Raw genomic sequence first — 24,047 nt, forward strand, 5'->3', positions numbered from 1 at the left:
CCTGTCGCCTGAATAATGAAGTGTGATCTGGCGCATTTTCGACCAAAAATAGTTTGTGATCTAAGTCACATTTATATAACAAATACTCTGCCGATAAATGTGATCCAACTCACAGACAACCTGCCAGTCGGGCTAAAATCCAGGCAGAACAAGCCTTGACGCCGATAAAATTGTGATCTAAGTCACGCAAATCACCCCTGCCACCACCCTGAATCAGTGACACAGATCACACTTATTTCATGCGCTACGCAGCGTCAAATTCGCGTGATAGAGTCCGCGTGCATACAGTAATACCACCGGCTTCACGTCGGGGTGGCTAAACAAAAACAAGCGCGCTCTCCTATTGCAGCGCGTCTCAATAAGGGGTGGGTTTATGTCCTCATCAGTGAAGGTCAAAGTACAGAGCTTTGGTCGCTTTCTGAGTAATATGGTGATGCCGAACATCGGGGCGTTTATCGCCTGGGGTATCATCACCGCACTGTTTATTCCAACTGGCTGGATCCCTAACGAAACGCTGGCCAAACTGGTTGGCCCGATGATCACCTACCTGCTGCCTCTGCTGATCGGTTTTACCGGTGGGCGTCTGGTGGGCGGCGATCGCGGTGGCGTGGTTGGCGCGATTACGACCATGGGTGTGATTGTCGGTGCAGATATGCCGATGTTCCTCGGTGCGATGATTGCCGGTCCGCTGGGCGGCTGGGCGATTAAGTCGTTTGACCGGGCGATTGACGGCAAAATCAAAAGCGGCTTCGAGATGCTGGTTAACAACTTCTCGGCCGGTATTATCGGGATGATCCTGGCACTGCTGGCGTTCCTGGCAATCGGTCCGCTGGTTGAAGGTCTGTCACACATTCTCGCCGCGGGCGTGAATCTGATGGTGCAGAATAACCTGCTGCCACTGACTTCCATCTTCGTGGAACCGGCGAAAATCCTGTTCCTGAACAACGCCATTAACCACGGTATTTTCTCACCGCTGGGCATCCAGCAGGCGAGCGAAGCGGGTAAGTCGATCTTCTTCCTGATCGAAGCCAACCCGGGTCCGGGTATGGGCGTGCTGATGGCCTACATGTTCTTTGGCCGCGGCAGTGCTAAACAGTCTGCGGGCGGTGCGGCGATTATCCACTTCCTCGGCGGCATCCATGAGATCTACTTCCCGTATGTGCTGATGGCCCCTCGCCTGCTGCTGGCGGTTATCCTGGGCGGTATGACTGGCGTATTCACGCTGACCGTGCTGAACGGTGGCCTGGTCTCTCCTGCCTCGCCAGGTTCTATCCTGGCCGTGCTGGCAATGACGCCCAAAGGTGCCTACTTCGCCAACATCGCCGCTATCGCTGCAGCCTTCGCCGTCTCGTTCGTGGTTTCCGCTATCCTGCTGAAAACCAGCAAAGTCAAAGAAGATGACGATATTGAAGCCGCGACCCAGCGCATGCATGAGATGAAAGCGCAGTCTAAAGGCCAGAGCACAGCGGGCGGCGCCGTCGCCAGCGATGCCATGAGCGTCGAGCTGCATCACGTGCGTAAAATCATCGTGGCCTGTGACGCCGGTATGGGTTCCAGCGCCATGGGTGCGGGCGTGCTGCGTAAGAAAGTGCAGGATGCCGGTCTGAGTAATGTGTCGGTAACCAACACCGCGATCAATGCCCTGCCGGGTGATGTCGATCTGGTGATTACCCATCGTGACCTGACCGAACGCGCAATTCGCCAGGCGCCGCATGCCCAGCATATTTCGCTAAATAACTTCCTCGACAGCGCGCTCTACAGCACCCTGACCGAACGTCTGGTGGCAGCTAACCGCAGCGACGTACACCGTGAGACGGTGAATACCACGCTCTCAGACAGCTACGATGAAGGCAATGCGCACCTGTTTAAACTGGGCGCAGATAATGTCTTCCTCGGTCTGACCGCCAGCAACAAAGAGCAGGCGATTCGCTTTGCCGGTGAACAGCTGGTGAAAGGCGGTTACGTTGAACCTGAATATATTGATGCGATGCTGGCGCGTGAAAAACTGACGCCGACCTACCTCGGTGAGTCGATCGCAGTGCCACACGGCACGGTTGAAGCGAAAGATCGCGTGCTGAAAACCGGCGTGGTGTTCTGTCAGTATCCGGCAGGCGTTCTGTTCGGCGAAGAGCCGGACGATGTGGCGCGCCTGGTGATTGGTATTGCGGCCCGCAACAACGAGCACATCCAGGTGATCACCAGCCTGACCAACGCGCTGGATGATGACAGCGTGATTGAGAAGCTGGCAAATACCACCAGCGTTCAGGAAGTACTGGATTTGCTGTCTGGTAAGCCTGTAATCGCGTAATTTATAGCAATTATTTTCCCTGGGGCGGTCATGCCCGTCCCGATTTCCTGGGGCGGGTTTGCCCGCCCCATCGTCATTTGATATGGGTCAAAAATTATGAAAGCGTTACATTTCGGAGCAGGAAACATTGGTCGCGGCTTTATCGGCAAACTACTGGCTGATGCAGGTATCGAACTGGTTTTTGCTGATGTGAATCAGACGGTGCTGGATGCACTGAACGCGCGTCATGAGTATCCCGTTCATGTGGTTGGCGAGCAGGCCAAAATAGAAACCGTTAAAGGCGTCAGTGCGGTCAACAGCACCAGCGATGAGATCATCACCCTGATTTCAGAGGTCGATCTGGTCACCACCGCCGTGGGTCCGCAGATTCTGGAGCGTATTGCCGGCAGTGTGGCTAAAGGGCTGGCAAAACGCAGCGATAACGGCAACACCCGTCCGTTAAATATCATCGCCTGTGAAAACATGGTGCGCGGCACCAGCCAGCTGAAACAGCACGTGCTGAAAGCCTTGCCAGAGCAGTATCACGCCTGGCTGGAGCAGCATGTCGGCTTTGTGGATTCCGCTGTCGATCGCATCGTGCCCCCATCTGAAGCAGGCAGCACCGATCCGCTGGAAGTGACCGTTGAAACCTTCAGCGAATGGATCGTCGATAAAACTCAGTTTAAAGGCGACCTGCCGACCATTCCAGGCATGGAGCTGACTGATAATCTGATGGCCTTTGTTGAGCGTAAACTCTTCACCCTGAACACCGGTCACGCCATTACCGCCTACCTCGGCCAGCTGGCCGGTCACCAGACCATTCGTGACGCCATCCTCGATGAGAAAATCCGGGCCGTGGTGAAAGGCGCAATGGAAGAGAGCGGCGCGGTGCTGATCAAGCGTTACGGTTTTGACGCGGAGAAGCATGCGGCCTACATCCGGAAGATTCTGGGTCGTTTTGAAAATCCGTATCTGAAAGATGATGTAGAGCGCGTGGGCCGTCAGCCGCTGCGTAAACTTAGCGCGGGCGACCGCCTGATCAAGCCGACGCTGGGCACGCTGGAGTATGGTTTGCCGCACGCCAGCCTGGTGCAGGGCATTGCCGCCGCGATGCACTATCGCAGCGATCAGGACCCACAGGCGCAGGAGCTGGCCGCGCTGCTGGCCGAAAAAGGCCCACAGGCGACGCTGGCTGAGATTTCAGGACTGGATGCCGACAGCGAAGTCGTGGCTTCTGTGGTGAGCGCCTGGCACGCTATGGCATAATGCGCGCGTGTTAGCGATGCAAGCCGGGCGCAGTTCGCCTGCGCCCGACGGCGGTATTGAACCCATGCAGGCAATAATGGAAGAGAAGCGGGCTTTTGAGAACCGGGTGCTTGAGCGCCTGAACGCCGGTCGTTCGGTGAGAAGCTTTCTGATCGCCGCCGTGGAGCTATTGGCTGAAGCCGTCAATCTGCTGGTGCTGCAGGTGTTTCGTAAAGATGACTATGCGGTGAAATATGCGGTAGAACCGCTGCTGCTGGGCGATGGCCCTCTGGGCGAACTCTCGGTTCGCCTGAAGCTGATTTACGGACTTGGCGTCATCAGCCGGCACGAATATGAAGATGGTGAACTACTGCTGGCGCTGCGTGAAGAACTGAATCACGACAGCGGCGATTATCGTTTCACCGACGATGAGATCCTCGGCCCGTTTGGTGAACTGCACTGTGTGACTGCCTGGCCACCTGCGCCGGTGTTTCACACCGACGATGCTGAGCTGCGCAGCATGCAGCAGCAGCGCTATCTGCAGATGGTGCGATCCACCATGGTCCTGTCGCTGACCGAGCTGATCGCCCGCATCAGTATGAAGCAGGCGTTTAAAAAGTCCGGTAGCTAATCCTGTCAGGCGTCATCACGACGCCTTTTTCATCTTAACCTTGCCGGGAATATACGTCAGATTTGGTGTATCCTTGGCCTGTTTTCCTCAACGAGTTGTTGTCATGAAAGAGCAAGAAAAGAACGAAATTAAACTTCTCAGCGATAAGCTGGACGCACTGAACCGTAAAGAGCCGCAGTTACTGGAGTCGGGTGATACCGAGAAACTGGGCGCGTTGTTGAAAGATAAAGAAGCGCTGGTCATTGAGATTGAGCGTCTGCGCGGTCTGCGGGTTGAAAAACTGAGTGCCGAAGCGCAGAAGCTGCAGAAAATGGGCTTCAGCCGCGAAATTACCAAAAAAGAGCAGGCAAATCTGGGTGCGCTAAAGAAAAGCGTACGCGGCCTGGTGGTGGTGCATCCAATGACCGCGCTGGGACGTGAGATGGGACTTAAAGCGATGACGGGCTTCGCTAAAACCGCATTCTGACGGGTCGATCAGGCAGCGGCCTGATCGACATCGGCTTTGCGTTCGCCGGCGGCGGCATAAACCTGCTCCGCCAGCGCATCCAGCAGTTCATAACGTCGGCGATACTCTGCCCGCTTCTTACTGGCAATCTCCTCCAGCGTTTTACGCGGCAGGCTCAGCGGCAGCGTAAACATCCCATCCCTGCGCGCTTCACCACTCAGCGACAGCCAGAATTCACTGTAGCTGGCAAAGAACTTATCCCCTTTGCTGTGGCGATAACGCAGACTGCGGAATACATGGGTCTCATCACCTACCGCCTGAATACTTTCCACGCCGCACTGCTTCGCCACAATAAATACCGCCTCCATTAACAGGCGTTTCGGGAAGAGACCGTGAGCCGCTTTGGTCGCCTCGCGGATTATCTCATTATTAATATGTTTCCGTGGCCCCTGTAATCCGCCAATTAATAAGGTGCGCTGGTTATTCTCGTCAAGAATCGAAAAAGAAAGTGAAGTAATAATTTCGTCGTTATAACGTAATACCAGCGTCACTTCCCCTTCACGATCAAAATAACCGGAACTGCAGGAGAGTAAAAAGGCTTCGCCATTTTTTCCGGTCAGCGCGGCCAGCGGATTTTCTGAAGCGCTCTGCAGTAGCTGACGCAGCTGAGGATTTTCAAGATTGTTCATCAGCGTGTAGTGGTCGAGAATCGCCTGCGCACGCGCAGCAATGCTCATGCCTGAACGCAGATAGGGCCGGTGCAGCTTGGCTGGCAGCAATCCCTGGGTGCTCATCAGCAAGGGAAGTTGCGGTAGATGCGACAGTGCATCCAGATAATGCAGCGTGGTCAGCGGCGATATTAAGGTTCTTAACACAAATTTCAGACGAAAACGTTTACTGATCCAGAGTTTATCCGGAATGTATTTGCCACTGATTAACTGGAAAAAAAGTGAAGCAGAGGATTCGGTCGTATTTTCGTGAGTAGTTATAATTGACATAGTCAGCGACACACAGTGAGTTAAGCAGGAATGTCACCGAACATAACATAGCCAATATCAACAGAAAGTTAATGTGGAATAACATTAAAACCGATAATTGACGATTTTCATTTCATTTTGGCAATACACAAAATAAGGACAAAAAAAAACCGGCGAAATAGATTTCACCGGTTTATCTTCATTACGTTTACGTTTGGTTAACTTATTTAGCAGACGCGAAGCGGGCTGCCGCTTCGTCCCAGTTAACCACGTTCCAGAACGCTTTGATGTAGTCAGGGCGCTTGTTCTGATATTTCAGATAGTAAGCGTGTTCCCACACATCCAGACCGATGATCGGGAAGCCAGAAACGCCGGCAACCGCTTCGCCCATCAGTGGGTTATCCTGGTTTGCGGTTGAAACCACAGCCAGTTTGTCGCCTTTCTTAACCAGCCATGCCCAGCCAGAACCGAAACGGGTGGCAGCAGCTTTCTCAAACTCTTCCTGGAATTTTTCCACGCTACCGAAATCTTTCTCGATAGCCGCTTTCAGGTCGCCCTGCAGTGTAGTGCCGGTTTTCAGGCCTTTCCAGAACAGGCTGTGGTTAGCGTGACCACCTGCATTGTTACGCAGTGGGCCTTTTTTGTCTGCTGGCAGCTGATCCAGTTTGGTGATCAGCTCGTCTACCGGCAGATTAGCAAATTCCGTACCTTCCAGCGCCGCGTTCGCGTTGTTCACGTAGGTCTGGTGGTGTTTAGTGTGATGGATCTCCATCGTCTGCTTGTCGAAATGCGGTTCCAGTGCGTCGTATGCGTAAGGCAGGGATGGCAGTGAATAACTCATGTTCTTCCTCTCCATTTAGTGTGAGCAGCACGACGAATTCGGGACGTGCCGCGTAAGCAGTCGAATCATTATAGTTAAATTCATGTAGCGTAAAAGGGTAATCAATGCCCTATTAACCATAAGGATTTGCGAAACCCGGCATTAGCAACCCGTTGTTTTTTCAGTGTGCTGCTGCAGACTCTGCCTTTTCTGCCTCATCGACAGGGAGCGCGGCAGGCCGGAGCCAGACTGCCAGCAGGCATGCATTTCGCCCGGACGCCGCATCTGCCCTGCCCTGCGCCTTACTGACCCAGCTCGCGCAGTGAGTTGTCGAGTGCACCAACCAGCCAGTCGATGTCACTTTCCTGGAAAGCCAAAGGCGGACGCAATTTCAGTACATTCCCATACGGGCCGGCGACCGAGGTCAGCACACGATGTTCACGCAGCTTCTCAATCAGATTCAGCGCCAGGGTTTTGTCCGGCATTTTGCTGTGACGATCAGTGACCAGTTCGAAGCCGATAAACAGCCCGGCACCGCGTACATCCCCCACGCACTCATAGCGATCCATCAGGGTCTGTAACTCCGCCAGCAGCTTCGCGCCGACCACACGGCTGTGTTCCTGTAACCCCTCTTCGGTGATCACGTTCAGCACCGCCTGCGCCGCCGCCATCGCCACCGGATTGCCACCAAAGGTATTAAAGTAGGGAATCGAGTCACTGAAGGCGGCCAGCACCTCGCTTTTTGCCAGCAGCCCGGACACCGGAATGCCATTGCCCATCGGCTTGCCGGTGGTAATCACATCAGGCACCACATCGTGGCGGCCAAAGCCCCAGAACGCATCGCCGGTGCGGCCAAAGCCAGGCTGCACTTCATCGGCAATAAAGATGCCGCCGTTGGCGTGTACCACCTCGACCGCTTTTTTCAGGAAGCCGCGCGGATTGGGCAGAACCCCGTCGGAGGAAAAGATCGAGTCCGCCAGGAAACCGGCAAATTTAATACCATTCGCCGCCATATCATCAATCTGCTGCTGAATCTGGTCAGCGAACCAGTCGCCCAGGTCCGGTGCATCCACACGATACGCATCCGGTGGCATCACCAGCCGCGTGGTAGGTGCCAGCGGCTGTCCACTGCCCAGCGCCGGAGAAGCGCCGGAGGTCAGCTCACTGGTACCGTGATAGGCCTCTTTACTGACGATAATTCCGGTACCGCCGCTGAAAGCGCGCGCCACGCGGATCGCCAGGTCATTGGCTTCCGACCCGGTGCACATATACATCGCACGATCAATCGCTGCAGGCGTGGTCGCCAGCAGCGCTTCACTATAGTCGAGGATATTTTCATGCAGGTAACGGGTGTGGGTGTTCAGCATTTTCATCTGCTGCGTCACCGCCTCAATCACGGCCGGATGACAGTGGCCGATGCTCGCCACATTGTTGTAGACGTCGAGATATTTATCGCCCGCCGCGTCCCACAGATATTGCCCTTCACCCCGTACCAGATGAACCGGTTTGCGATAGAACAGGCGATAGGATTCGCCAAGCACTTTGCTGCGTTTATCGGTCAGTTTGCGCGTTTCGCTGTCGAGCGCATCGGCATGTTCGGCGCGGAAACTGTTGGTATCCATAATGGTGGAACGCGTGGCCATAATGACTCCCGTGACAAGGATGAAGGAGGAAGAGCTGACCCCTGTATCATGCCTGCCTGAATCTAAAATGCAACCAAATACACAAATACAATAAAATACACATGACGCTGGTCGTTTCCCGCGTTAAGCTGCCCTCTGATTCAGACGGCATCTTTCGCCTCAGTGGCGTATCATCCGTGCTCTTCGCGCTTTATAAGGAAACCGCTATGCTGCAGGAAACGCGCCTTCATCGCATCCGTGCCTTACTGACCCGGCTTAATCAGGTCAGTACTGATCGCATCATCAGGGAGCTGGGGGTGTCTCGCGAAACCGCGCGCCGCGATATCATTGAGCTGGAAGCGCAGGGTCTGGCGCGCCGCGTTCATGGTGGCCTGGTCGCGATTGAAACGGCGGCTGAACCGCCGCTGACACAACGCCGCAGCACGCAGACCCGCGAGAAGCGCGCCATCGCCCGCGCCGCTGCGCAGTTGCTGCAGCCGGGACAGACGCTGTTTCTTGATGCGGGCAGCACCACCACCCTGCTGGCAGAGGCGCTACACGCCCTTTCCGGCCTGACGATAGTGACTAATAGCCTGCAGGCCGCGCTGGCGCTGAGCGCCGGAGAAGAAGATAAGCCGCTGAATAACCAGATTATTTTGTTGGGCGGGATGATGACAGCGGGTGCGCACCAGACGCGCGGCGAAATCACCGTGGGCGAAATCTTCCGCTATCGCGCCGACGTCGCGCTGCTGTCGCCGGTCGGCATTGAGGCGAATCGCGGTGCCAGCAGTTTTCATCCGCACGAAGCGGCCATTGCCAGAGCGATGGTGCAGCAATCTGCAGCCTGCTATCTGCTGGCCGATCACACCAAACTGGGCGTGGTCAGCCGCACGGTTTACGCGCCGCCGCAGACGATCACCATGCTGATTACTGACAGCGGCGGCGACAACGGGGCCGCCCTTGAAGCGTTGCAGCAGACGCTGCCAGAGGTGATGGTGGTCTAACGCAGTCGCTGAGGATGGCTGTAGACCGTGGCGCGGCCAGGTTTACTGAAGCCGACCAGCGTCAGATTGCAGCGCTCAGCCACCTCAACTGCCAGGCGGGTCGCGGCGGAAACCGCGAACAGAATCTCGACGCCGCACATGGCGGACTTCTGCACCATTTCATAGCTGGCGCGGCTGGAAACCAGCACCGCGCCCGGTCCCCACTCTGCCTGACTGCGATAGCCCAGCAGCTTATCCAGCGCCACATGGCGACCCACATCTTCACAGCCCCCGGCCAGCTGACCGTCGGGCTGGATCCACGCGGCCGCATGGGTGCAGCCGGTTTTCTGTCCGACCGGTTGATAATCTTTCAGCTGGCCCAGCGCCCGATCCAGTTGCTCCAGCGCGAAGGTCTGGGTAAACGGCAGCGGAGAGAGCGGCTTGCCAATCTGATCCAGCTGTTCAACGCCACACACGCCGCAGCCTGTCCGGCCTGCCAGCGCGCGACGCTGCGCTTTCAGCGCCATAAAACGGCGGCTGGAAAGCTCAATCTGAACCTCAATGCCGTCACAGCCCGGCACGATGTCCATGCCGAAAATGTCGCCCGGCGCGTCGATAATGCCCTCTGACAGCGAGAAGCCCAGCGCAAACGCCGCCAGATCTTTGGGCGTAGTCATCATCACTACGTGCGAAATGCCGTTATAGACCAGCGCCACCGGCACTTCATCCGCCAGCCAGTCATCCTGCGCATCGGTCAGGTCTTTACGCTGCCACACCTGCGTCCTGCTGACGCCGGCCTGAATTGTTAAATCTTCGCCTGAGTCAGGCTGGATAGCTTTCAAAAAGTATGACCTGTTGTTAATAAATTATGTAATTCAGTGCCCGATACGACAGAGCACTGACGCGCTCTGATTCTGCCTTTTAGCCCCATTCAGCGCAAATAAACAGCGGGCCAATTCATGCGGTTTTCTCCGCCAAAAGGTCTGGCCGCGCCTGCTGGCGGGCACAATGCGAATAGTTCTCTTTTACGCGTTAACATCGGTAAGCATAAAAAAACAGTAATTATCTGCTCCGTCTGAAAATCTGCCTGCAGCACAAATACACCACCGAAGATTTTTAACAAAATTGAGAAAAAGAATTACTAATGACTAACGTGTTGACCCTGGTCAACTTACCGTCAACCCGGACTGCTATTTTGCAAGGCTTCGCAATGGAGCTTATAAAGAAGAACGATAAAATGCAGATTAACAGACGGCGTTTTTTCAAAATCTGTGCTGGCGGGCTGGCGGGCACCAGCGCGGCGTTACTCGGTTTTGCCCCCACTACAGCGTTAGCCAGCGTCAGAGAATTCAAACTCATTCGTGCCAGAGAAACACGCAATAACTGCACCTACTGTTCAGTCGGTTGCGGCATGCTGATTTACAGCCTGGGCGATGGCGCAAAAAATGCCCGTGCCTCGATTTATCATATCGAAGGCGATCCTGATCATCCGGTCAGTCGCGGATCGCTCTGCCCGAAAGGTGCAGGCGTGCTCGACTTTATTCACAGCGAACAGCGCCTGAAATACCCGGAATACCGCGCTCCGGGTTCCGATAAATGGCAGCGCATCAGCTGGGATGAGGCATTTGACCGCATTGCCCACCTGATGAAGCAGGATCGCGATGCTCATTTCCAGACGATCAACGCCGCTGGCGTGACGGTAAACCGCTGGCCGACCACGTCGATGCTCTGCTCCTCCGCGGCCAGTAATGAAACCGGCCTGCTCGATCAGAAATTTGCCCGCGCGCTGGGTATTCTGGCGCTGGAAAACCAGGCGCGCTTGTGTCACGGCCCGACCGTGGCGGCGCTGGCGCCGAGCTTTGGTCGCGGATCGATGACCAACAACTGGAACGACATCAAAAACGCCAACGTGGTGATGATCATGGGCGGCAACCCCGCCGAGGCACATCCGGTTGGCTTTAAATGGGTGATTGAAGCCAAAACTCATAACAATGCGCAGGTTATCGTGGTCGATCCGCGCTTTAATCGATCTGCAGCGGTCGCTGACTTCTATGCACCCCTGCGTGCAGGCAGCGACGTGGTGTTCCTGATGGGGGTGATCAACTATCTGCTTCAGCACAATCAGATTCAGCAGGAGTATGTTCGCGCCTTCACCAACGCGGCCCTGATTGTCAGCGAAGGCTTCAGCTTCAGTGACGGGTTATTCAGCGGCTACTATGCAGAAACCCGTCAGTACGATCGCCAGAGCTGGCACTATGAGCTGGATGAAAACGGCCATGCGCGACGCGATGAGAGCTTCAGCCATCCACGCTGTGTACTGAACCTGCTGAAAACTCATGCCAGCCGTTACACCCCGAAAATGGTGACGCGGATGTGCGGCACTTCGCAGGATGCCTTTCTTACGGTGTGCGAGCAGCTCGCCTCCACCTGCGTGCCCAATCGCACCGCAACCATCCTCTATGCGCTGGGCTGGACCCACCACACCAATGGTTCGCAGATTATCCGCACGGCGGCGATGATCCAGTTACTGCTGGGCAACATCGGTATGCCGGGTGGCGGTATTAACGCGCTGCGCGGTCACTCCAACGTGCAGGGTTACACCGACCTCGGCCTGCTGGCGCAGAGCCTGCCGGGCTATCTGCCGCTGCCGTCCGAGAAGATGACTACGCTGGCGACTTACCTGCAACAGGCCACGCCGGTTGCAGCGCTGCCGGACCAGGTCAACTACTGGCAGAACACCGACAGGTTTTTTGTCAGCCTGATGAAAAGTTTCTACGGCGATAACGCCACGGCGGAGAACCAGTGGGGCTACGACTGGCTGCCAAAGTGGGACAAGGCTTACGACTGCATGGCGCAGGCGGAGATGATGGAGCAGGGCGCGCTGAACGGCTGTCTGATTCAGGGCTTCAACCTGCTGGCCGCCTTCCCGGACAAAAACAAAGCCGTTCGGGCCCTTTCCCGCCTCAAATATATGGTGGTGATCGATCCGCTGCGCACGGAAACCGCCAGCTTCTGGCAGCATCATGATGAATTCAACGACGTCGATCCGTCGACTATCCAGACCGAAGTGTTCCGCCTGCCCTCTTCCTGCTTCGCCGAAGAGTCGGGTTCGGTGGCGAACTCGTCGCGCTGGCTGCAGTGGCACTGGGCGGCCGCCGAGCCGCCAGCGGAAGCGCTGCACGACGGCAAAATCCTCGGCAATCTGTTTATGCGTCTGCGCGCGCTCTACCGCCTGGAAGGCGGTGCAGCCCCTGAGCCGCTGATGGCGATGCGCTGGGACTATCACGACCCGTTCAATCCTGAGCCGGAAGAGGTGGCGCAGGAGAACAACGGGCAGGCGCTGGCCGACATTTATGACGCCAGCGGCAAACTGCTGCTGACAAAAGGCCAGCAGCTCAACGGCTTCTCTGAGCTGCGTAACGACGGCACCACCGCCAGTTCCTGCTGGATCTACAGCGGCAGCTGGACGCCGGAAGGCAACCAGATGGCACGACGCGACAACGCCGATCCATCGGGACTGGGGGCCGTCTCAGGCTGGGCCTGGGCCTGGCCCGCTAACCGCCGCATTCTCTATAACCGCGCCTCCGCGGATGCACAGGGTAAAGCCTGGGATCCGCAGCGCCGCCTGATTGAGTGGGATGGCACACGCTGGCACGGCATCGACGTACCGGATTATCCGGTAACGCTGTCGCCGCAGAAGCAGGCCGGTCCGTTTATCATGCAGCCCGATGGCCTCGGCCACCTGTTTGCACTCGATAAAATGGCCGACGGGCCGTTCCCGGAACACTACGAACCGATGGAAAGCCCGCTCGCCGACAATCCCCTGCATCCGCAGCAGCGTCACAGTCCGGTGGTCCGTCTGTTCAGCAGCGATGCCGCGCAGCTGGGTGAGGCCGCTGACTATCCCTGCGTCGCCACCACCTACTCCATCACCGAGCTGTTCCGCCACTGGACCAAACATGCCCTGCTGAATGCAATCGCGCAGCCGGAGCAATTTGTCGAGATCGGCACGGAGCTGGCAGAGGAGAAAGGCATTCAGGCCGGAGACAGCGTCAAAGTCTCATCACGTCGTGGCTATATCAAAGCCAAAGCGGTGGTCACACGCCGTCTGCAGCGTCTGATGATTGACGGCAAGCCGGTTGATACCGTGGGCATTCCCTGCCACTGGGGCTTTGAAGGCACCACGCGTAAAGGCTTCCTCGCCAATACGCTGACGCCTTCGGTTGGCGATGCCAACTCACAGACCCCGGAGTACAAGGGATTTTTAGTAAAAGTGGAAAAAGCGTAACGGCAGATGACTATGGCTTATCAATCACAGGATATTATTCGTCGCTCTGCGACCAATGGCTTTACCCCGCCGCCGCAGGCGCGCGATCACCAGCGCGAAGTGGCGAAACTCATCGATGTCACCACCTGTATCGGTTGCAAAGGCTGCCAGGTCGCCTGCGCCGAGTGGAACGACATCCGCGATGAAGTCGGCCAAAACATCGGGGTTTATGACAATCCTACCGATCTGACCGCCAAATCCTGGACGGTGATGCGCTTTTCCGAAGTCGAAGAGAACGGCAAGCTGGCCTGGCTGATTCGTAAAGATGGCTGCATGCACTGCGCCGATCCCGGCTGCCTGAAAGCCTGTCCTTCGGCTGGTGCCATCGTTCAGTATGCCAACGGCATCGTCGATTTTCAGTCTGAGCAGTGCATTGGCTGCGGCTACTGCATCGCCGGCTGCCCGTTTAACGTGCCACGGCTGAATAAAGAAGATAACCGCGCCTACAAATGTACGCTGTGCGTGGATCGCGTCAGCGTCGGTCAGGAACCCGCCTGCGTGAAGACCTGTCCGACCGGTGCCATTCATTTCGGCAGTAAAAGCGACATGCTGACGCTGGCGGAGGAGCGCGTGGCAGCACTGAAGTCACGCGGGTTTGCGCAGGCGGGCCTCTACAACCCGGAAGGCGTGGGCGGCACCCACGTGATGTATGTGCTGCATCATGCCGACAAGCCTCAGCTCTATCACGGACTGCCTGCTAATCCGGGCATCAGCCCGATCGTGACCTTCTGGAAGGGGATCTGGAAACCGCTGGCAGCGGTCGGTTTTGCCGCTACGTTTGCCGCCTCAATTTTCCATTATGTTGGCGTTGGCCCGAATCGCGTCACTGAAGAGCACAACGACAACGACGATCAGCCTGAGGAGCATCAATAATGAAGAAGCCCGATCATCTGGTGCGCTATCGCGCACCTGAACGCATCAATCACTGGATCGTCGCGATTTGCTTTGTCATAGCCGCGTTAAGCGGATTGGGGTTTTTCTTTCCGTCGTTTAACTGGCTGATGCTGATCTTTGGCACGCCACAGCTGGCGCGTATTCTGCATCCTTTTGTTGGCGTGGTGATGTTTGCCGCTTTTATGCTGATGTTTTTACGTTACTGGAAACACAACCTGATTAATCGCGATGACCTTTACTGGGCCAGAAATATTCACCGGATTGCGCTGAATGAAGAGGTGGGTGATACCGGTAAATATAACTTTGGTCAGAAGTGTGTGTTCTGGGCTGCTATCATCAGCTTAATATTGTTGCTTGCCAGCGGCATTGTGATCTGGCGACCATACTTTGCTGATGCCTTTGCCATTCCGCTGATTCGTCTGGCGCTGGTTGTGCATTCGGTGTCAGCGGTTACCCTGATCATCGTCATTATGGTGCATATTTATGCTGCATTGTGGGTCAAAGGCACACTGACTGCGATGGTGGAAGGCTGGGTCAGCCCGGAATGGGCCAGACAGCATCATCCTCGCTGGTATCGTGAGCAGCGCAATCCGCCAATAAAACAGGAAAAACGCCCCTGATGAGTATTCGCATAATCCCGCAGGACCAGCTGGAGAAAGGCGAAAAGACAACGGCGGAGATGATTCCGCCGTTACTTTTTCCACGGCTGAAAAATTTATACAGCCGTCGTGCCGCGCGACTGCGCGACCTGGCGGCGAAAAATCCACTCGGCGACTATCTGCGCTTTGCGGCGGTGATCGCTGAAGCGCAGGAGATTGTGCTGTATGACCATCCGCTGCACATCGACCTGCATGCCCGACTGACGCAAAGCGCCAGCGAGGGCAAGCCGCCGCTGAACATACACACCCTGCCGCGCGATGCGCACTGGCAACGGCTGCTGCATTCACTGATTGCCGAACTGAAGCCGGAGATGAGCGGTCAGGCGCTGGCGGTGCTGGAGAATCTGGAGAAGGCGTCCGCCACCGAGCTGGAAACCCTGGCCAGCGCGTTGTTTACCGGCGAATATGCGCAGGTCAGCAGCGATAAAGCCCCCTTTATCTGGGCGGCGCTTTCGCTCTACTGGGCGCAGATGGCAGCCCTGATCCCGGGCAAAGCACGCGCGGAGATGGGCGATCAGCGCCAGTTCTGTCCGGTCTGCGCCAGCATGCCGGTCGCCAGCGTGGTGCATATGGGCAGCCATGAAGGCGCGCGCTATCTGCACTGCAATCTGTGCGAAAGTGAATGGCATGTGGTGCGCAGCAAATGTACCCAGTGCGAACAGTCCCGCGATCTGCACTACTGGTCGCTTGACAGCGAAAAGGCGGCGGTCAAGGCGGAAAGCTGTGGCGACTGCGGCACCTACCTGAAGATGCTCTATCAGGAGAAAGATCCGGCGATTGAACCGGTGGCCGATGACCTGGCGTCACTGATACTGGATGCCAGAATGGAGCAGGAAGGCTTCGCGCGCAGCAGTCTCAATCCTTTTATGTTTCCTGGCGAATAGTCACTGAATCCGGAGAACCCGATGAAACTGATTGGCAGCTATACCAGCCCGTTTGTGCGTAAGATTTCGATTATCATGCTGGAAAAAGGCATTACGTTTGAATTTGTTAACGCATCGCCTTACAGCGATGACAGCCACGTACCACACTACAATCCGCTGGGCAAAGTTCCGGCGCTGGTCGCTGACGATAAACAAATCTGGTTCGACTCCAGCATCATCGCGGAGTTTCTGGAACTGCGCGGCGCGGAGCCTGCTTTACTCTCTGCCGATCCGCTTGAATCACTTAACATTCGTCAGCTGGAGAAACTGGCAGATGGGGTCAGTGATGCCGCGCTGGTGATCGTGCGCGAGCAGATGCGTCCGGGGGATTTGCAGTCGGAAGAGGTGCTGTTACGCAATCGGGAAAAGATTCAGCGCAGTCTCGATATGCTGGAAGCGAAGGCCGCAGAGGGAAAATGGCTTAACAACGGCCAGCTTAATCTGGCTGATATCGCCACTGGCTGCATGATCGGCTACCTCAATTTCCGCCGCGTGGTGCCAAACTGGTGTGTCGAGCGTCCGGCGCTGGTAAAGCTGGCGGAAACGCTGTTTGAGCGTGAGAGCTTTGCGCGGACGACACCGCCTGCGGCGTGATGGGTGCGGCGGCTGGCAGCAGTCAGTTTCATACCCTGCGGAGTCACGCTCTCAGGAATTGGATATTTACAGATGTCGTTGCGAATATCCGGTTTTCAACAACGCGTCACCGCATTTTACCGGCGGTTCGGTCACGGTCATTACCGGACGAATAAAAACCATACAGATGAGAGAGGAATTCAGGGATTTTCAGCACAACTGAAGCGGAGACAACCCACTTCAGTTGCAGTCGTCAGCCAGAGCTGAGCATTAAGACAGGTGCGTTGAGTAAACACGCTATCGGGGGGCCATGCCTGGCTGAAAATTCCATAAAAAAGGGACGATTGCTCGTCCCTTTTTCGCACTTCGCTAAGAGGATTACTGCAGCAGCGAGATATCCGCAACCTGCAGGAACAGCTCACGCAGTTTTGACAGCAGCGTCAGACGATTGACCCGTACCGCCTGATCGTCGGCGTTCACCATCACTTTGTCAAAGAAGTTGTCTACCGCGGTACGCAGTTGAGCCAGTTCGACCAGGGCATCCTGATAGCGGCCTTCAGCAAAGTAAGGCTGCAGCTTGCTGCTCAGCGCGGTGACAAAGGTCGCCAGCTGGATCTCTTCGTTCTCTTTCAGCAGCGATGCCTGCACGCTATCGTTCAGCGTTTCGGTCGATTTCGCCAGAATGTTAGAGACGCGCTTGTTCGCCGCCGCCAGTGCTGCAGCGGCCTCCAGCGTACGGAAGTGCGACACCGCTTTCATACGTGCATCAAAGTCAGCCGGACGGGTCGGACGACGCGCCAGGACTGCCTGCAGCGTATCGATGCTGTGACCTTCTTCCTGATACCAGGTGCGGAAGCGACCCAGCATAAAGTCGATCACATCATCCACCACGCGGGCGTTGCTCAGCTTGCTGCCGTACAGGCGCACCGCTTCTTCAGTCAGCGTCTGCAGGTCAAGCGGCAGGTTCTTCTCAACGATGATACGCAGCACGCCCAGCGCCGCACGACGCAGTGCGAACGGATCTTTGTCGCCTTTCGGATGCTGACCAATGCCGAAAATACCGGCCAGCGTATCCATCTTATCGGCAATCGCCAGCGCACAGGCGACCGGGCTGGATGGCAGATCGTCACCGGCAAAGCGCGGCTGATACTGCTCGTTCAGCGCAACCGCCACATCTTCGGCTTCGCCGTCGTGACGCGCGTAATGCATGCCCATCACGCCCTGGGTGTCGGTGAACTCGAAGACCATGTTGGTCATCAGGTCACATTTCGACAGCAGGCCCGCGCGGGTGGCGTGATTCACATCGGCGCCAATTTCACCGGCAATCCAGCCCGCCAGGGTCTGAATGCGATCGGTTTTATCGCGCAGCGTGCCCAGCTCTTTCTGGAACAGCACCGTCTCCAGACGCGGCAGATTATCTTCCAGACGTTTTTTGCGGTCGGTATTAAAGAAGAACTCCGCATCGGCCAGGCGTGGACGTACCACTTTCTCGTTGCCGGAGATAATCTGGCGCGGATCGCTGGATTCGATGTTGGTGACGAAAATGAAGTTCGGCATCAGGTTGCCGTCATTGTCATACACCGGGAAATATTTCTGATCGCCTTTCATGGTGTAGACCAGCGCTTCCGCAGGCACCTTGAGGAATTTCTCTTCAAAGGTCGCGGTCAGGACGACCGGCCACTCCACCAGCGACGTTACCTCTTCCAGCAGGCTGTCGCTGATATCAGCGTTGCCGCCTAAACGGCGTGCGGCGGCTTCCGCATCGGCTTTGATCATCGCTTTGCGGACCTGATAGTCGGCAATAACCTGGCCGCGTTTTTCCAGCACATCAGGATAGTGATCGGCGCTTTCGAGCGTGATTTCACTTTCACCCATAAAGCGGTGACCACGAATAATCCGGTCTGACGCGATGCCCAGAATGGTGCCCGGGATCAGCTTATCGCCCAGCAGCATCGTCACGGTATGCACCGGACGGACGAACTGCACATCGCTGTCGCCCCAGCGCATCAGTTTTGGCACCGGCAGCTTGCTGAGTGCGGTCGCGATCATCGCTGGCAGCAGCGCCTGAGCCGCTTCGCCTTTCACCTGGGCGCGATAAACCAGCCATTCGCCTTTATCGGTGGAGAGGCGTTCCGCCTGATCGACCGTAATGCCGTTACCCCGTGCCCAGCCTTCAGCGGCTTTGGTGGCGTTGCCGTCTGCGTCAAACGCCGCAGCGACCGCCGGACCGCGCTTCTCAACTTCCCGATCGGGTTGTGAGGCACTCAGACTGGCAACTTTCAGCGCCAGACGACGCGGTGCAGCAAACCAGCTGACCTCGCCGTGGCTCAGGTTGGCCGCATCCAGTTCAGCGGTGACCTGCGCGGCAAAGGCTTCTGCCAGGCTGCGCAGGGCTTTTGGTGGCAGCTCTTCGGTGCCGATCTCCACCAGGAAGGTTTGTTCAGTCATGGCTGCCTCTTACTTTTTGTTATTGCACATCGGGAAGCCCATTGCCTCGCGGGAGGCGTAGTAAGCTTCAGCCACGGCTTTGGTCAGGGTGCGAATGCGCAGAATATAGCGCTGACGCTCCGTTACCGAGATCGCTTTACGGGCATCCAGCAGGTTAAAACTGTGCGCCGCTTTCAGAATGCGTTCGTAGGCGGGCAGTGGCAGCGGTTTTTCCAGCGCCAGCAGATGCTGCGCCTCTTTCTCGTACTGCTCAAAGCAGGTAAAGAGGAAGTCGACGTCGGCGTATTCGAAGTTATAGGTGGATTGCTCCACTTCGTTCTGATGGAACACGTCGCCGTAGGTGGTTTTGCCCAGCGGACCGTCGCTCCAGACCAGATCGTAAACGCTGTCGACGCCCTGGATGTACATCGCCAGACGCTCCAGGCCGTAGGTGATCTCACCGGTCACTGGCTTACACTCCAGGCCGCCAACCTGCTGGAAGTAGGTGAACTGCGTCACTTCCATGCCGTTGAGCCACACTTCCCAGCCGAGTCCCCAGGCACCCAGCGTCGGGTTTTCCCAGTTATCTTCCACAAAGCGAATGTCATGCACCGTCGGATCCATACCCAGCTCTTTCAGCGAGCCGAGATAGAGCTCCTGAATGTTGTCCGGTGACGGCTTAATGATCACCTGAAACTGGTAATAGTGCTGCAGACGGTTAGGGTTTTCACCGTAGCGGCCATCGGTAGGACGGCGTGATGGCTGCACGTAGGCAGCAGCGATAGGCTCCGGGCCGAGTGCACGCAGGCAGGTCATCGGGTGTGAAGTGCCAGCGCCCACTTCCATGTCCAGCGGTTGGACAATGGTGCAGCCCTGACGCGCCCAGTAATCCTGCAAGGTCAGGATCAGCCCCTGAAAGGTTTTGGTATCAAACTTTTGCATGTTGAGTGTGCACGCGCTTCGGTTAGATTAAAAAAAGAGGCCGACAGTATACCCTTTGACCGCGCGATGTGCAGCCGTAAATCCCGGACGGTTCCGGCGCGTTTTCACGGTAATTTCGGGGGCCGGCATACAGATGGCTCCGAATCCTGCTGGCAGCAGTTGTTGCTCCGTGCGCATTTGGCTACCCTTTTGCGCACGGACGCGATGCGCAAGAGGACGCCATGCCGCAAAAGATTTACTGGATCGATAATTTACGTGCGGTTGCCTGCCTGATGGTGATTGTCATTCACACCACTACCTGGTATATCACCGGACCAATGGCGGTAACGGGTACGACCTGGGATATGGCGAATCTGCTGAACTCCGCATCACGCGTCTGTGTTCCACTGTTCTTTATGATCTCCGGCTATCTGTTCTTCGGCGAACGTAGCGCCCAGCCGCGCCATATGCTCCGGCTGGTGCTTTGTCTGCTGTTTTACAGCGCGGTCTCGCTGGCCTATATCACCTGGCTGACGCCGATCAGCGAAGGACGGTCGATCCTGAAAATGCTGCAGAAGCCGGTGTTCTATCACCTGTGGTTCTTCTTTGCGTTGATTGGTATCTATCTGATGTCGCCACTGATCCAGGTGAAAACCGTGCAGGCACGCTATGTGGCGCTGCTGGTGCTGGTGCTGGCGGTACTCGCCAACCCGAATACGGTCAGCCAGTCGCTGGGCCCGTTCCATTTTCTGCCGGTGAATCTCTATGTCAGCGGGGACAGCATTTACTACCTGCTCTATGCGCTGCTGGGACGGGCGATTGGCACGATGGAGACGACCCGGCGCGGCCTGACGCCGCTGGCAACCGGGCTGTTTATCGCCTGCGTGATTGGCATTACGTTAGGGACGAAAAAGGCGCTGATCGTCAATGGCGCGTTTAACGATACCTGGTATCTCTACTGCGGACCGCTAGTGTTTATCGCGGCGATTAGCCTGCTGATCGTGTTTAAAAACAGCCTGAATCAGCGCACGCTGCCCGGTTTTACGGTGATTGCACGCTATTCACTGCCGATCTACGGTTTTCATGCGCTGTTCATTCACTATCTGCGCACGCATCACTACGATGACATGTCGCGGCCGTGGCTCGATCTGCCCTGGGTGTTCGGGCTGACGCTGGGCGGCAGCCTGCTGCTGGGAATGGCGCTGAAAAGGGTCGATACCCGTCACTTAGTCAGTTGATCGGCTTCGCGCTGGCGGGCGCGTCGCAGCTGACGCGCCGATGAAAACCCCGCCGCCAGCGCCGCTTTTTCGGCTGATTCCCCCTGCTGCTGACGCTGGCGCGCCACGCCAACCCGCAACTGCTCATGGTATTCCCGCACGCTGATCCCCAGATGCTGACGAAACAGCCGCGCCAGATGGCGGCTGCTGACGTGGGTGCGCCCGGCCAGCTCGGTCAGCGTCCAGCCGTGTTCAGGATGGGCAATCATCAGATCCTGCGCCCGATGAATGGCCGGATGCATATGATTGCGGTAACGCAGCCAGGGTGAAAGCTGCGGATCGTCCCCGGCGCGCCGGAACCAGACCACCATTTCCCGCGCCACCGCCAGCGCTGTAGGCGTATCGCAGAGCTGATTCACCAGATGCAGCGCCAGGTCGATCCCCGCCGTGATGCCCGCGCTGGTCCAGATATTCTCATGCCCGACAAATACCCGGTTTTCCTGCACCTTTGCGCGCGGGGCCGCGGCTTTCAGGCGGGCAATCACATCATGATGGGTAGTGCAGAGCACGTCATCAAGCATGCCCGCCTGCGCTGCCAGCAGTGCCCCCGAGCAGACGCAGACCAGCATAAAGGTCTGCGCGCGCAGCGCGACGTGCTGCCGCCTGAGCCAGTCGCGTGCCTCTCTGGCTTCCTGTGTGGCGTAACAGATCTGCGAGTCAAAGACGCCAGGCACCACCAGCAGGCTCCCGGCGGGCAACTGTTCCGGTAAGGGTTCGATGCCGCCAATGGTCATGCCGGTGGAGCAGACCACCTCCGGCTGCGGGCCGATGTAGCGCAGCGTAAAGCGATCGCCCGCCAGCTTCAGCGTCTCGGCCGGGCCGGTCAGATCCAGTGCCATCACGCCAGGCAGGGTTAAAAACCAGACGGTATGCGTCATGCTGGCTCGCTCTACACCAGATCCCAGCCGCGGGCGCGCCACAACGCAGGCAGCTGCGCCATGTCGTCGAAGCGCGTCACCAGCGGATGATCCAGTTCAGGGTTGTGCAGGTCAGCGCAGTAGTAGTAGACCGGAATGCCGGCTGCGATACCGGCGCGGGCGCCCGCTTCGGAGTCATCCACCAGAATGCAGCGCTCGATCGGCACCTGCATCTGTTCCGCTGCGTGATACATCAGCTCCGGATCGGGCTTCCAGTGCAGAATGTCATAGCCGCTATAAAGGTGCTCCTTAAACAGCGGCAGCATGCCGGTTAAGCCCAGCGAGTGCTGCATCTTTTTTACCGTCCCGTTTGAGACCACGCACATCAGCACTTTGATCTGCTCAACCAGCGCTTTTGCGCCTGAGATAGGCTGCAGTTGCAGATCAAACAGTCTCGCGACTTCCGCGCGATAGGCGGTTTCCACCTCTTCCATCGGCAGTGAAACCTGATGCGCGTCGCCCACGTCACGAATGATGTCGTAGAGTTTGACGCCCTTATACTTTTCAAACATCTGCTGCAGCGACAGCTTGAGACCATAACGGGCAAAAGTGTTGACGTAGGCCTGGGTGCAGAGCAACTCACTGTCCACCAGCGTGCCATCACAATCAAAAAAGACACATTCAACTGACATCAGACTCTATCCTTCGATTCGGGGAGATGTTCCACACTCTACCGCACTCAGCGCAGATTGCGAGACTGGCAATCGGTTGCGAAAAATCATTGTATTGCCCCGGTAAAATCGCCAGGATACGCGCCGATGATTTTTTCTTCTGGATGGATGGCATGAGCAAGCAAGGCGTTTTGCAGCGCATCTTCAGGCTGCAGGAACATGGCACCACGGTGCGCACCGAAGTGATCGCGGGTTTCACCACCTTTCTGACGATGGTCTATATCGTCTTCGTTAACCCACAGATCCTTGGCGTCGCCGGCATGGATACCCAGGCGGTGTTTGTGACCACCTGTCTGATTGCCGCCTTCGGCAGCATTCTGATGGGACTGTTTGCCAATCTGCCGGTGGCGCTGGCCCCCGCAATGGGCCTGAACGCCTTCTTCGCCTTTGTGGTGGTCGGGGCGATGGGCTATTCGTGGCAGGTCGGTATGGGCGCGATCTTCTGGGGTGCGGTCGGCCTGCTGATCCTGACGCTGCTGCGGGTTCGCTACTGGATGATTGCCAATATCCCGCTGAGCCTGCGCGTCGGCATTACCGCCGGTATCGGCCTGTTTATCGCCATGATGGGGCTGAAGAATGCCGGTATTATCGTGCCGAATCCCGATACCCTGGTGGCGGTGGGCAACCTGACCTCGCACAGCGTGCTGCTGGGCGCGCTGGGCTTCTTCATTATCGCCATTCTGGCATCACGTAATATCCATGCGGCAGTGCTGATCTCAATGGTGATCACCACCGCTATTGGCTGGATGCTGGGCGACGTGAAGTTTGTCGGCCTGTTTTCAGCGCCACCGTCGATGACTTCGGTAGTGGGTCAGGTTGATATCAAAGGCGCATTTAACATTGGCATGGCAGGCGTGATTTTCTCGTTTATGCTGGTCAATCTGTTCGACTCGTCCGGCACGCTGATCGGCGTCACCGATAAAGCGGGACTGACCAATGAAACCGGCACCTTCCCGCGGATGCAGCAGGCGCTTTATGTCGACAGCATCAGTTCGGTGAGTGGCGCGCTGGCGGGCACCTCATCGGTGACCGCCTATATTGAGAGCACCTCAGGCGTGGCGATTGGTGGCCGTACCGGCCTGATGGCTGTGGTGACCGGCATGCTGTTCCTGCTGGTGACCTTCCTGTCACCGCTGGCCGCGATGGTACCCTCCTATGCTGCCGCGGGCGCGCTGATTTACGTGGGCGTATTGATGACCGCCAGCCTGTCGCGCGTGCGCTGGGACGATCTGACCGAAGCGGTTCCGGCGTTTGTGACCGCCGCCATGATGCCCTTCAGCTTTTCCATCACCGAAGGGATTGCGCTGGGGTTCATTGCTTACTGTGTCATGAAGCTGGGCAGCGGCCGCTGGCGTGAGATCAGCCCCTGCGTGGTGATTGTTGCGCTGCTGTTTGTGCTGAAGATTGTCTTTATCGACGCGCACTAAGCGCAGTCAGAGCCGCAACCC

Annotated in this window: 20 protein-coding genes; 12 read left to right on the top strand and 8 right to left on the bottom strand. The window is 56.9% G+C overall.

Going from position 1 to position 24,047, the window contains the following annotated elements; translation table 11 throughout:
* Positions 1-373 precede the first annotated feature (373 nt).
* The 4 genes from QSK07_RS19715 (at position 374) to QSK07_RS19730 (ending at position 4,629) form a co-directional block, all read left to right on the top strand.
* A complete protein-coding gene (locus tag QSK07_RS19715) occupies positions 374-2,308 on the top strand; it encodes a PTS mannitol transporter subunit IICBA (RefSeq protein ID WP_285722500.1) in 1,935 nt (644 codons plus the stop codon).
* Positions 2,309-2,404: 96 nt separating this feature from the next.
* Positions 2,405-3,553 carry a mannitol-1-phosphate 5-dehydrogenase gene (gene mtlD, locus QSK07_RS19720; RefSeq protein ID WP_275222181.1) on the top strand — a complete coding sequence of 383 codons (1,149 nt, stop codon included), beginning with the start codon at positions 2,405-2,407 and terminating at the stop codon, positions 3,551-3,553.
* A 16-nt stretch (positions 3,554-3,569) separates the two neighbouring features.
* On the top strand, positions 3,570-4,163 hold the full coding sequence (locus tag QSK07_RS19725; RefSeq protein WP_285722589.1) for an MltR family transcriptional regulator: 594 nt from the start codon (positions 3,570-3,572) through the stop codon (positions 4,161-4,163).
* A gap of 103 nt (positions 4,164-4,266) precedes the next feature.
* Complete coding sequence (locus QSK07_RS19730; protein ID WP_098051905.1) at positions 4,267-4,629, top strand: YibL family ribosome-associated protein; 363 nt, start codon at positions 4,267-4,269, stop codon at positions 4,627-4,629.
* Between the two features lie 8 nt (positions 4,630-4,637).
* Here the strand turns inward: QSK07_RS19730 and QSK07_RS19735 are convergent, their stop codons facing one another.
* The 3 genes from QSK07_RS19735 to QSK07_RS19745 form a co-directional block, all read right to left on the bottom strand.
* Positions 4,638-5,606 carry a VirK/YbjX family protein gene (locus tag QSK07_RS19735; RefSeq protein WP_285722504.1) on the bottom strand — a complete coding sequence of 323 codons (969 nt, stop codon included), beginning with the start codon at positions 5,604-5,606 and terminating at the stop codon, positions 4,638-4,640.
* Positions 5,607-5,808: 202 nt separating this feature from the next.
* The gene (gene sodA / locus QSK07_RS19740) at positions 5,809-6,426 is read right to left on the bottom strand and encodes a superoxide dismutase [Mn] (RefSeq protein ID WP_013359624.1); all 618 of its coding nucleotides are present in this window, start codon (positions 6,424-6,426) and stop codon (positions 5,809-5,811) included.
* Positions 6,427-6,707: 281 nt separating this feature from the next.
* Complete coding sequence (locus QSK07_RS19745) at positions 6,708-8,048, bottom strand: aspartate aminotransferase family protein (RefSeq protein ID WP_098051907.1); 1,341 nt, start codon at positions 8,046-8,048, stop codon at positions 6,708-6,710.
* A gap of 206 nt (positions 8,049-8,254) precedes the next feature.
* Here QSK07_RS19745 and QSK07_RS19750 point away from each other — a divergent pair, with 206 nt between their 5' ends.
* Positions 8,255-9,031 (top strand): DeoR/GlpR family DNA-binding transcription regulator, encoded by a 777-nt coding sequence (locus QSK07_RS19750; protein ID WP_285722506.1) that lies wholly within the window; start codon positions 8,255-8,257, stop codon positions 9,029-9,031.
* Here QSK07_RS19750 and fdhD read toward each other — a convergent pair.
* Positions 9,028-9,813, bottom strand: coding sequence for a formate dehydrogenase accessory sulfurtransferase FdhD (gene fdhD / locus QSK07_RS19755; protein ID WP_502921726.1), 786 nt, complete (start codon positions 9,811-9,813; stop codon positions 9,028-9,030). The two genes, QSK07_RS19750 and fdhD, sit on opposite strands and share 4 nt — an antisense overlap.
* Positions 9,814-10,247: 434 nt before the next feature.
* Here fdhD and fdnG point away from each other — a divergent pair, with 434 nt between their 5' ends.
* Genes fdnG through QSK07_RS19780 form a run of 5 tightly spaced genes read left to right on the top strand, consistent with a single transcriptional unit; the run spans position 10,248 to position 16,407 of the window.
* The gene (gene fdnG, locus QSK07_RS19760; RefSeq protein WP_285722509.1) at positions 10,248-13,298 is read left to right on the top strand and encodes a formate dehydrogenase-N subunit alpha; all 3,051 of its coding nucleotides are present in this window, start codon (positions 10,248-10,250) and stop codon (positions 13,296-13,298) included.
* Between the two features lie 12 nt (positions 13,299-13,310).
* Positions 13,311-14,210 carry a formate dehydrogenase subunit beta gene (gene fdxH, locus QSK07_RS19765; protein ID WP_285722511.1) on the top strand — a complete coding sequence of 300 codons (900 nt, stop codon included), beginning with the start codon at positions 13,311-13,313 and terminating at the stop codon, positions 14,208-14,210.
* Positions 14,210-14,851: a formate dehydrogenase cytochrome b556 subunit gene (gene fdoI, locus QSK07_RS19770; protein WP_285722513.1), complete on the top strand. Its 642-nt coding sequence runs from the start codon at positions 14,210-14,212 to the stop codon at positions 14,849-14,851. Before fdxH ends, fdoI begins: the two co-directional genes overlap by 1 nt.
* The gene (gene fdhE, locus QSK07_RS19775; RefSeq protein WP_098051911.1) at positions 14,851-15,774 is read left to right on the top strand and encodes a formate dehydrogenase accessory protein FdhE; all 924 of its coding nucleotides are present in this window, start codon (positions 14,851-14,853) and stop codon (positions 15,772-15,774) included. The genes fdoI and fdhE overlap by 1 nt, the downstream gene beginning before the upstream one ends.
* A gap of 21 nt (positions 15,775-15,795) precedes the next feature.
* Positions 15,796-16,407, top strand: a complete 612-nt coding sequence (locus QSK07_RS19780) for a glutathione S-transferase (RefSeq protein WP_285722515.1) — start codon at positions 15,796-15,798, stop codon at positions 16,405-16,407.
* 357 nt (positions 16,408-16,764) lie between these two features.
* Here QSK07_RS19780 and glyS read toward each other — a convergent pair whose 3' ends face one another.
* Together glyS and glyQ are read right to left on the bottom strand one after the other, a co-directional pair.
* The gene (glyS, locus tag QSK07_RS19785) at positions 16,765-18,834 is read right to left on the bottom strand and encodes a glycine--tRNA ligase subunit beta (RefSeq protein WP_285722517.1); all 2,070 of its coding nucleotides are present in this window, start codon (positions 18,832-18,834) and stop codon (positions 16,765-16,767) included.
* Positions 18,835-18,843: 9 nt separating this feature from the next.
* Positions 18,844-19,755: a glycine--tRNA ligase subunit alpha gene (gene glyQ, locus QSK07_RS19790; protein ID WP_003849680.1), complete on the bottom strand. Its 912-nt coding sequence runs from the start codon at positions 19,753-19,755 to the stop codon at positions 18,844-18,846.
* A 221-nt stretch (positions 19,756-19,976) separates the two neighbouring features.
* Between glyQ and QSK07_RS19795 the strand changes: the two genes are divergently transcribed.
* The gene (locus tag QSK07_RS19795; protein WP_098051914.1) at positions 19,977-20,972 is read left to right on the top strand and encodes an acyltransferase; all 996 of its coding nucleotides are present in this window, start codon (positions 19,977-19,979) and stop codon (positions 20,970-20,972) included.
* On the opposite strand, the gene QSK07_RS19800 is transcribed toward QSK07_RS19795, so the two are convergent.
* Positions 20,957-21,889: a GlxA family transcriptional regulator gene (locus QSK07_RS19800; RefSeq protein ID WP_275222189.1), complete on the bottom strand. Its 933-nt coding sequence runs from the start codon at positions 21,887-21,889 to the stop codon at positions 20,957-20,959. The two genes, QSK07_RS19795 and QSK07_RS19800, sit on opposite strands and share 16 nt — an antisense overlap.
* A gap of 11 nt (positions 21,890-21,900) precedes the next feature.
* On the bottom strand, positions 21,901-22,560 hold the full coding sequence (yieH, locus tag QSK07_RS19805) for a 6-phosphogluconate phosphatase (RefSeq protein ID WP_285722521.1): 660 nt from the start codon (positions 22,558-22,560) through the stop codon (positions 21,901-21,903).
* A 152-nt stretch (positions 22,561-22,712) separates the two neighbouring features.
* On the opposite strand from yieH, the gene QSK07_RS19810 reads away from it, so the two are divergent.
* Positions 22,713-24,026: an NCS2 family permease gene (locus tag QSK07_RS19810; RefSeq protein WP_098051917.1), complete on the top strand. Its 1,314-nt coding sequence runs from the start codon at positions 22,713-22,715 to the stop codon at positions 24,024-24,026.
* The last annotated feature ends 21 nt before the right edge of the window (positions 24,027-24,047 follow it).

The sequence above is a fragment of the Pantoea sp. QMID4 genome, assembly GCF_030270445.1.
GTDB lineage: Bacteria > Pseudomonadota > Gammaproteobacteria > Enterobacterales > Enterobacteriaceae > Pantoea > Pantoea vagans.

Bases quoted from the DNA above. Each gene is read 5' to 3' on its own strand.
- sodA (WP_013359624.1), bottom strand. From the start codon at position 6,426: ATGAGTTATTCACTGCCATCCCTGCCTTACGCATACGACGCACTGGAA.
- QSK07_RS19800 (WP_275222189.1), bottom strand. From the start codon at position 21,889: ATGACGCATACCGTCTGGTTTTTAACCCTGCCTGGCGTGATGGCACTG.
- QSK07_RS19730 (WP_098051905.1), top strand. From the start codon at position 4,267: ATGAAAGAGCAAGAAAAGAACGAAATTAAACTTCTCAGCGATAAGCTG.
- glyQ (WP_003849680.1), bottom strand. From the start codon at position 19,755: ATGCAAAAGTTTGATACCAAAACCTTTCAGGGGCTGATCCTGACCTTG.
- QSK07_RS19795 (WP_098051914.1), top strand. From the start codon at position 19,977: ATGCCGCAAAAGATTTACTGGATCGATAATTTACGTGCGGTTGCCTGC.
- QSK07_RS19780 (WP_285722515.1), top strand. From the start codon at position 15,796: ATGAAACTGATTGGCAGCTATACCAGCCCGTTTGTGCGTAAGATTTCG.
- QSK07_RS19745 (WP_098051907.1), bottom strand. From the start codon at position 8,048: ATGGCCACGCGTTCCACCATTATGGATACCAACAGTTTCCGCGCCGAA.
- QSK07_RS19715 (WP_285722500.1), top strand. From the start codon at position 374: ATGTCCTCATCAGTGAAGGTCAAAGTACAGAGCTTTGGTCGCTTTCTG.
- yieH (WP_285722521.1), bottom strand. From the start codon at position 22,560: ATGTCAGTTGAATGTGTCTTTTTTGATTGTGATGGCACGCTGGTGGAC.
- fdhE (WP_098051911.1), top strand. From the start codon at position 14,851: ATGAGTATTCGCATAATCCCGCAGGACCAGCTGGAGAAAGGCGAAAAG.
- QSK07_RS19725 (WP_285722589.1), top strand. From the start codon at position 3,570: ATGCAAGCCGGGCGCAGTTCGCCTGCGCCCGACGGCGGTATTGAACCC.
- fdoI (WP_285722513.1), top strand. From the start codon at position 14,210: ATGAAGAAGCCCGATCATCTGGTGCGCTATCGCGCACCTGAACGCATC.
- mtlD (WP_275222181.1), top strand. From the start codon at position 2,405: ATGAAAGCGTTACATTTCGGAGCAGGAAACATTGGTCGCGGCTTTATC.
- fdnG (WP_285722509.1), top strand. From the start codon at position 10,248: ATGCAGATTAACAGACGGCGTTTTTTCAAAATCTGTGCTGGCGGGCTG.
- QSK07_RS19735 (WP_285722504.1), bottom strand. From the start codon at position 5,606: ATGTCAATTATAACTACTCACGAAAATACGACCGAATCCTCTGCTTCA.
- glyS (WP_285722517.1), bottom strand. From the start codon at position 18,834: ATGACTGAACAAACCTTCCTGGTGGAGATCGGCACCGAAGAGCTGCCA.
- fdxH (WP_285722511.1), top strand. From the start codon at position 13,311: ATGGCTTATCAATCACAGGATATTATTCGTCGCTCTGCGACCAATGGC.
- QSK07_RS19810 (WP_098051917.1), top strand. From the start codon at position 22,713: ATGAGCAAGCAAGGCGTTTTGCAGCGCATCTTCAGGCTGCAGGAACAT.
- QSK07_RS19750 (WP_285722506.1), top strand. From the start codon at position 8,255: ATGCTGCAGGAAACGCGCCTTCATCGCATCCGTGCCTTACTGACCCGG.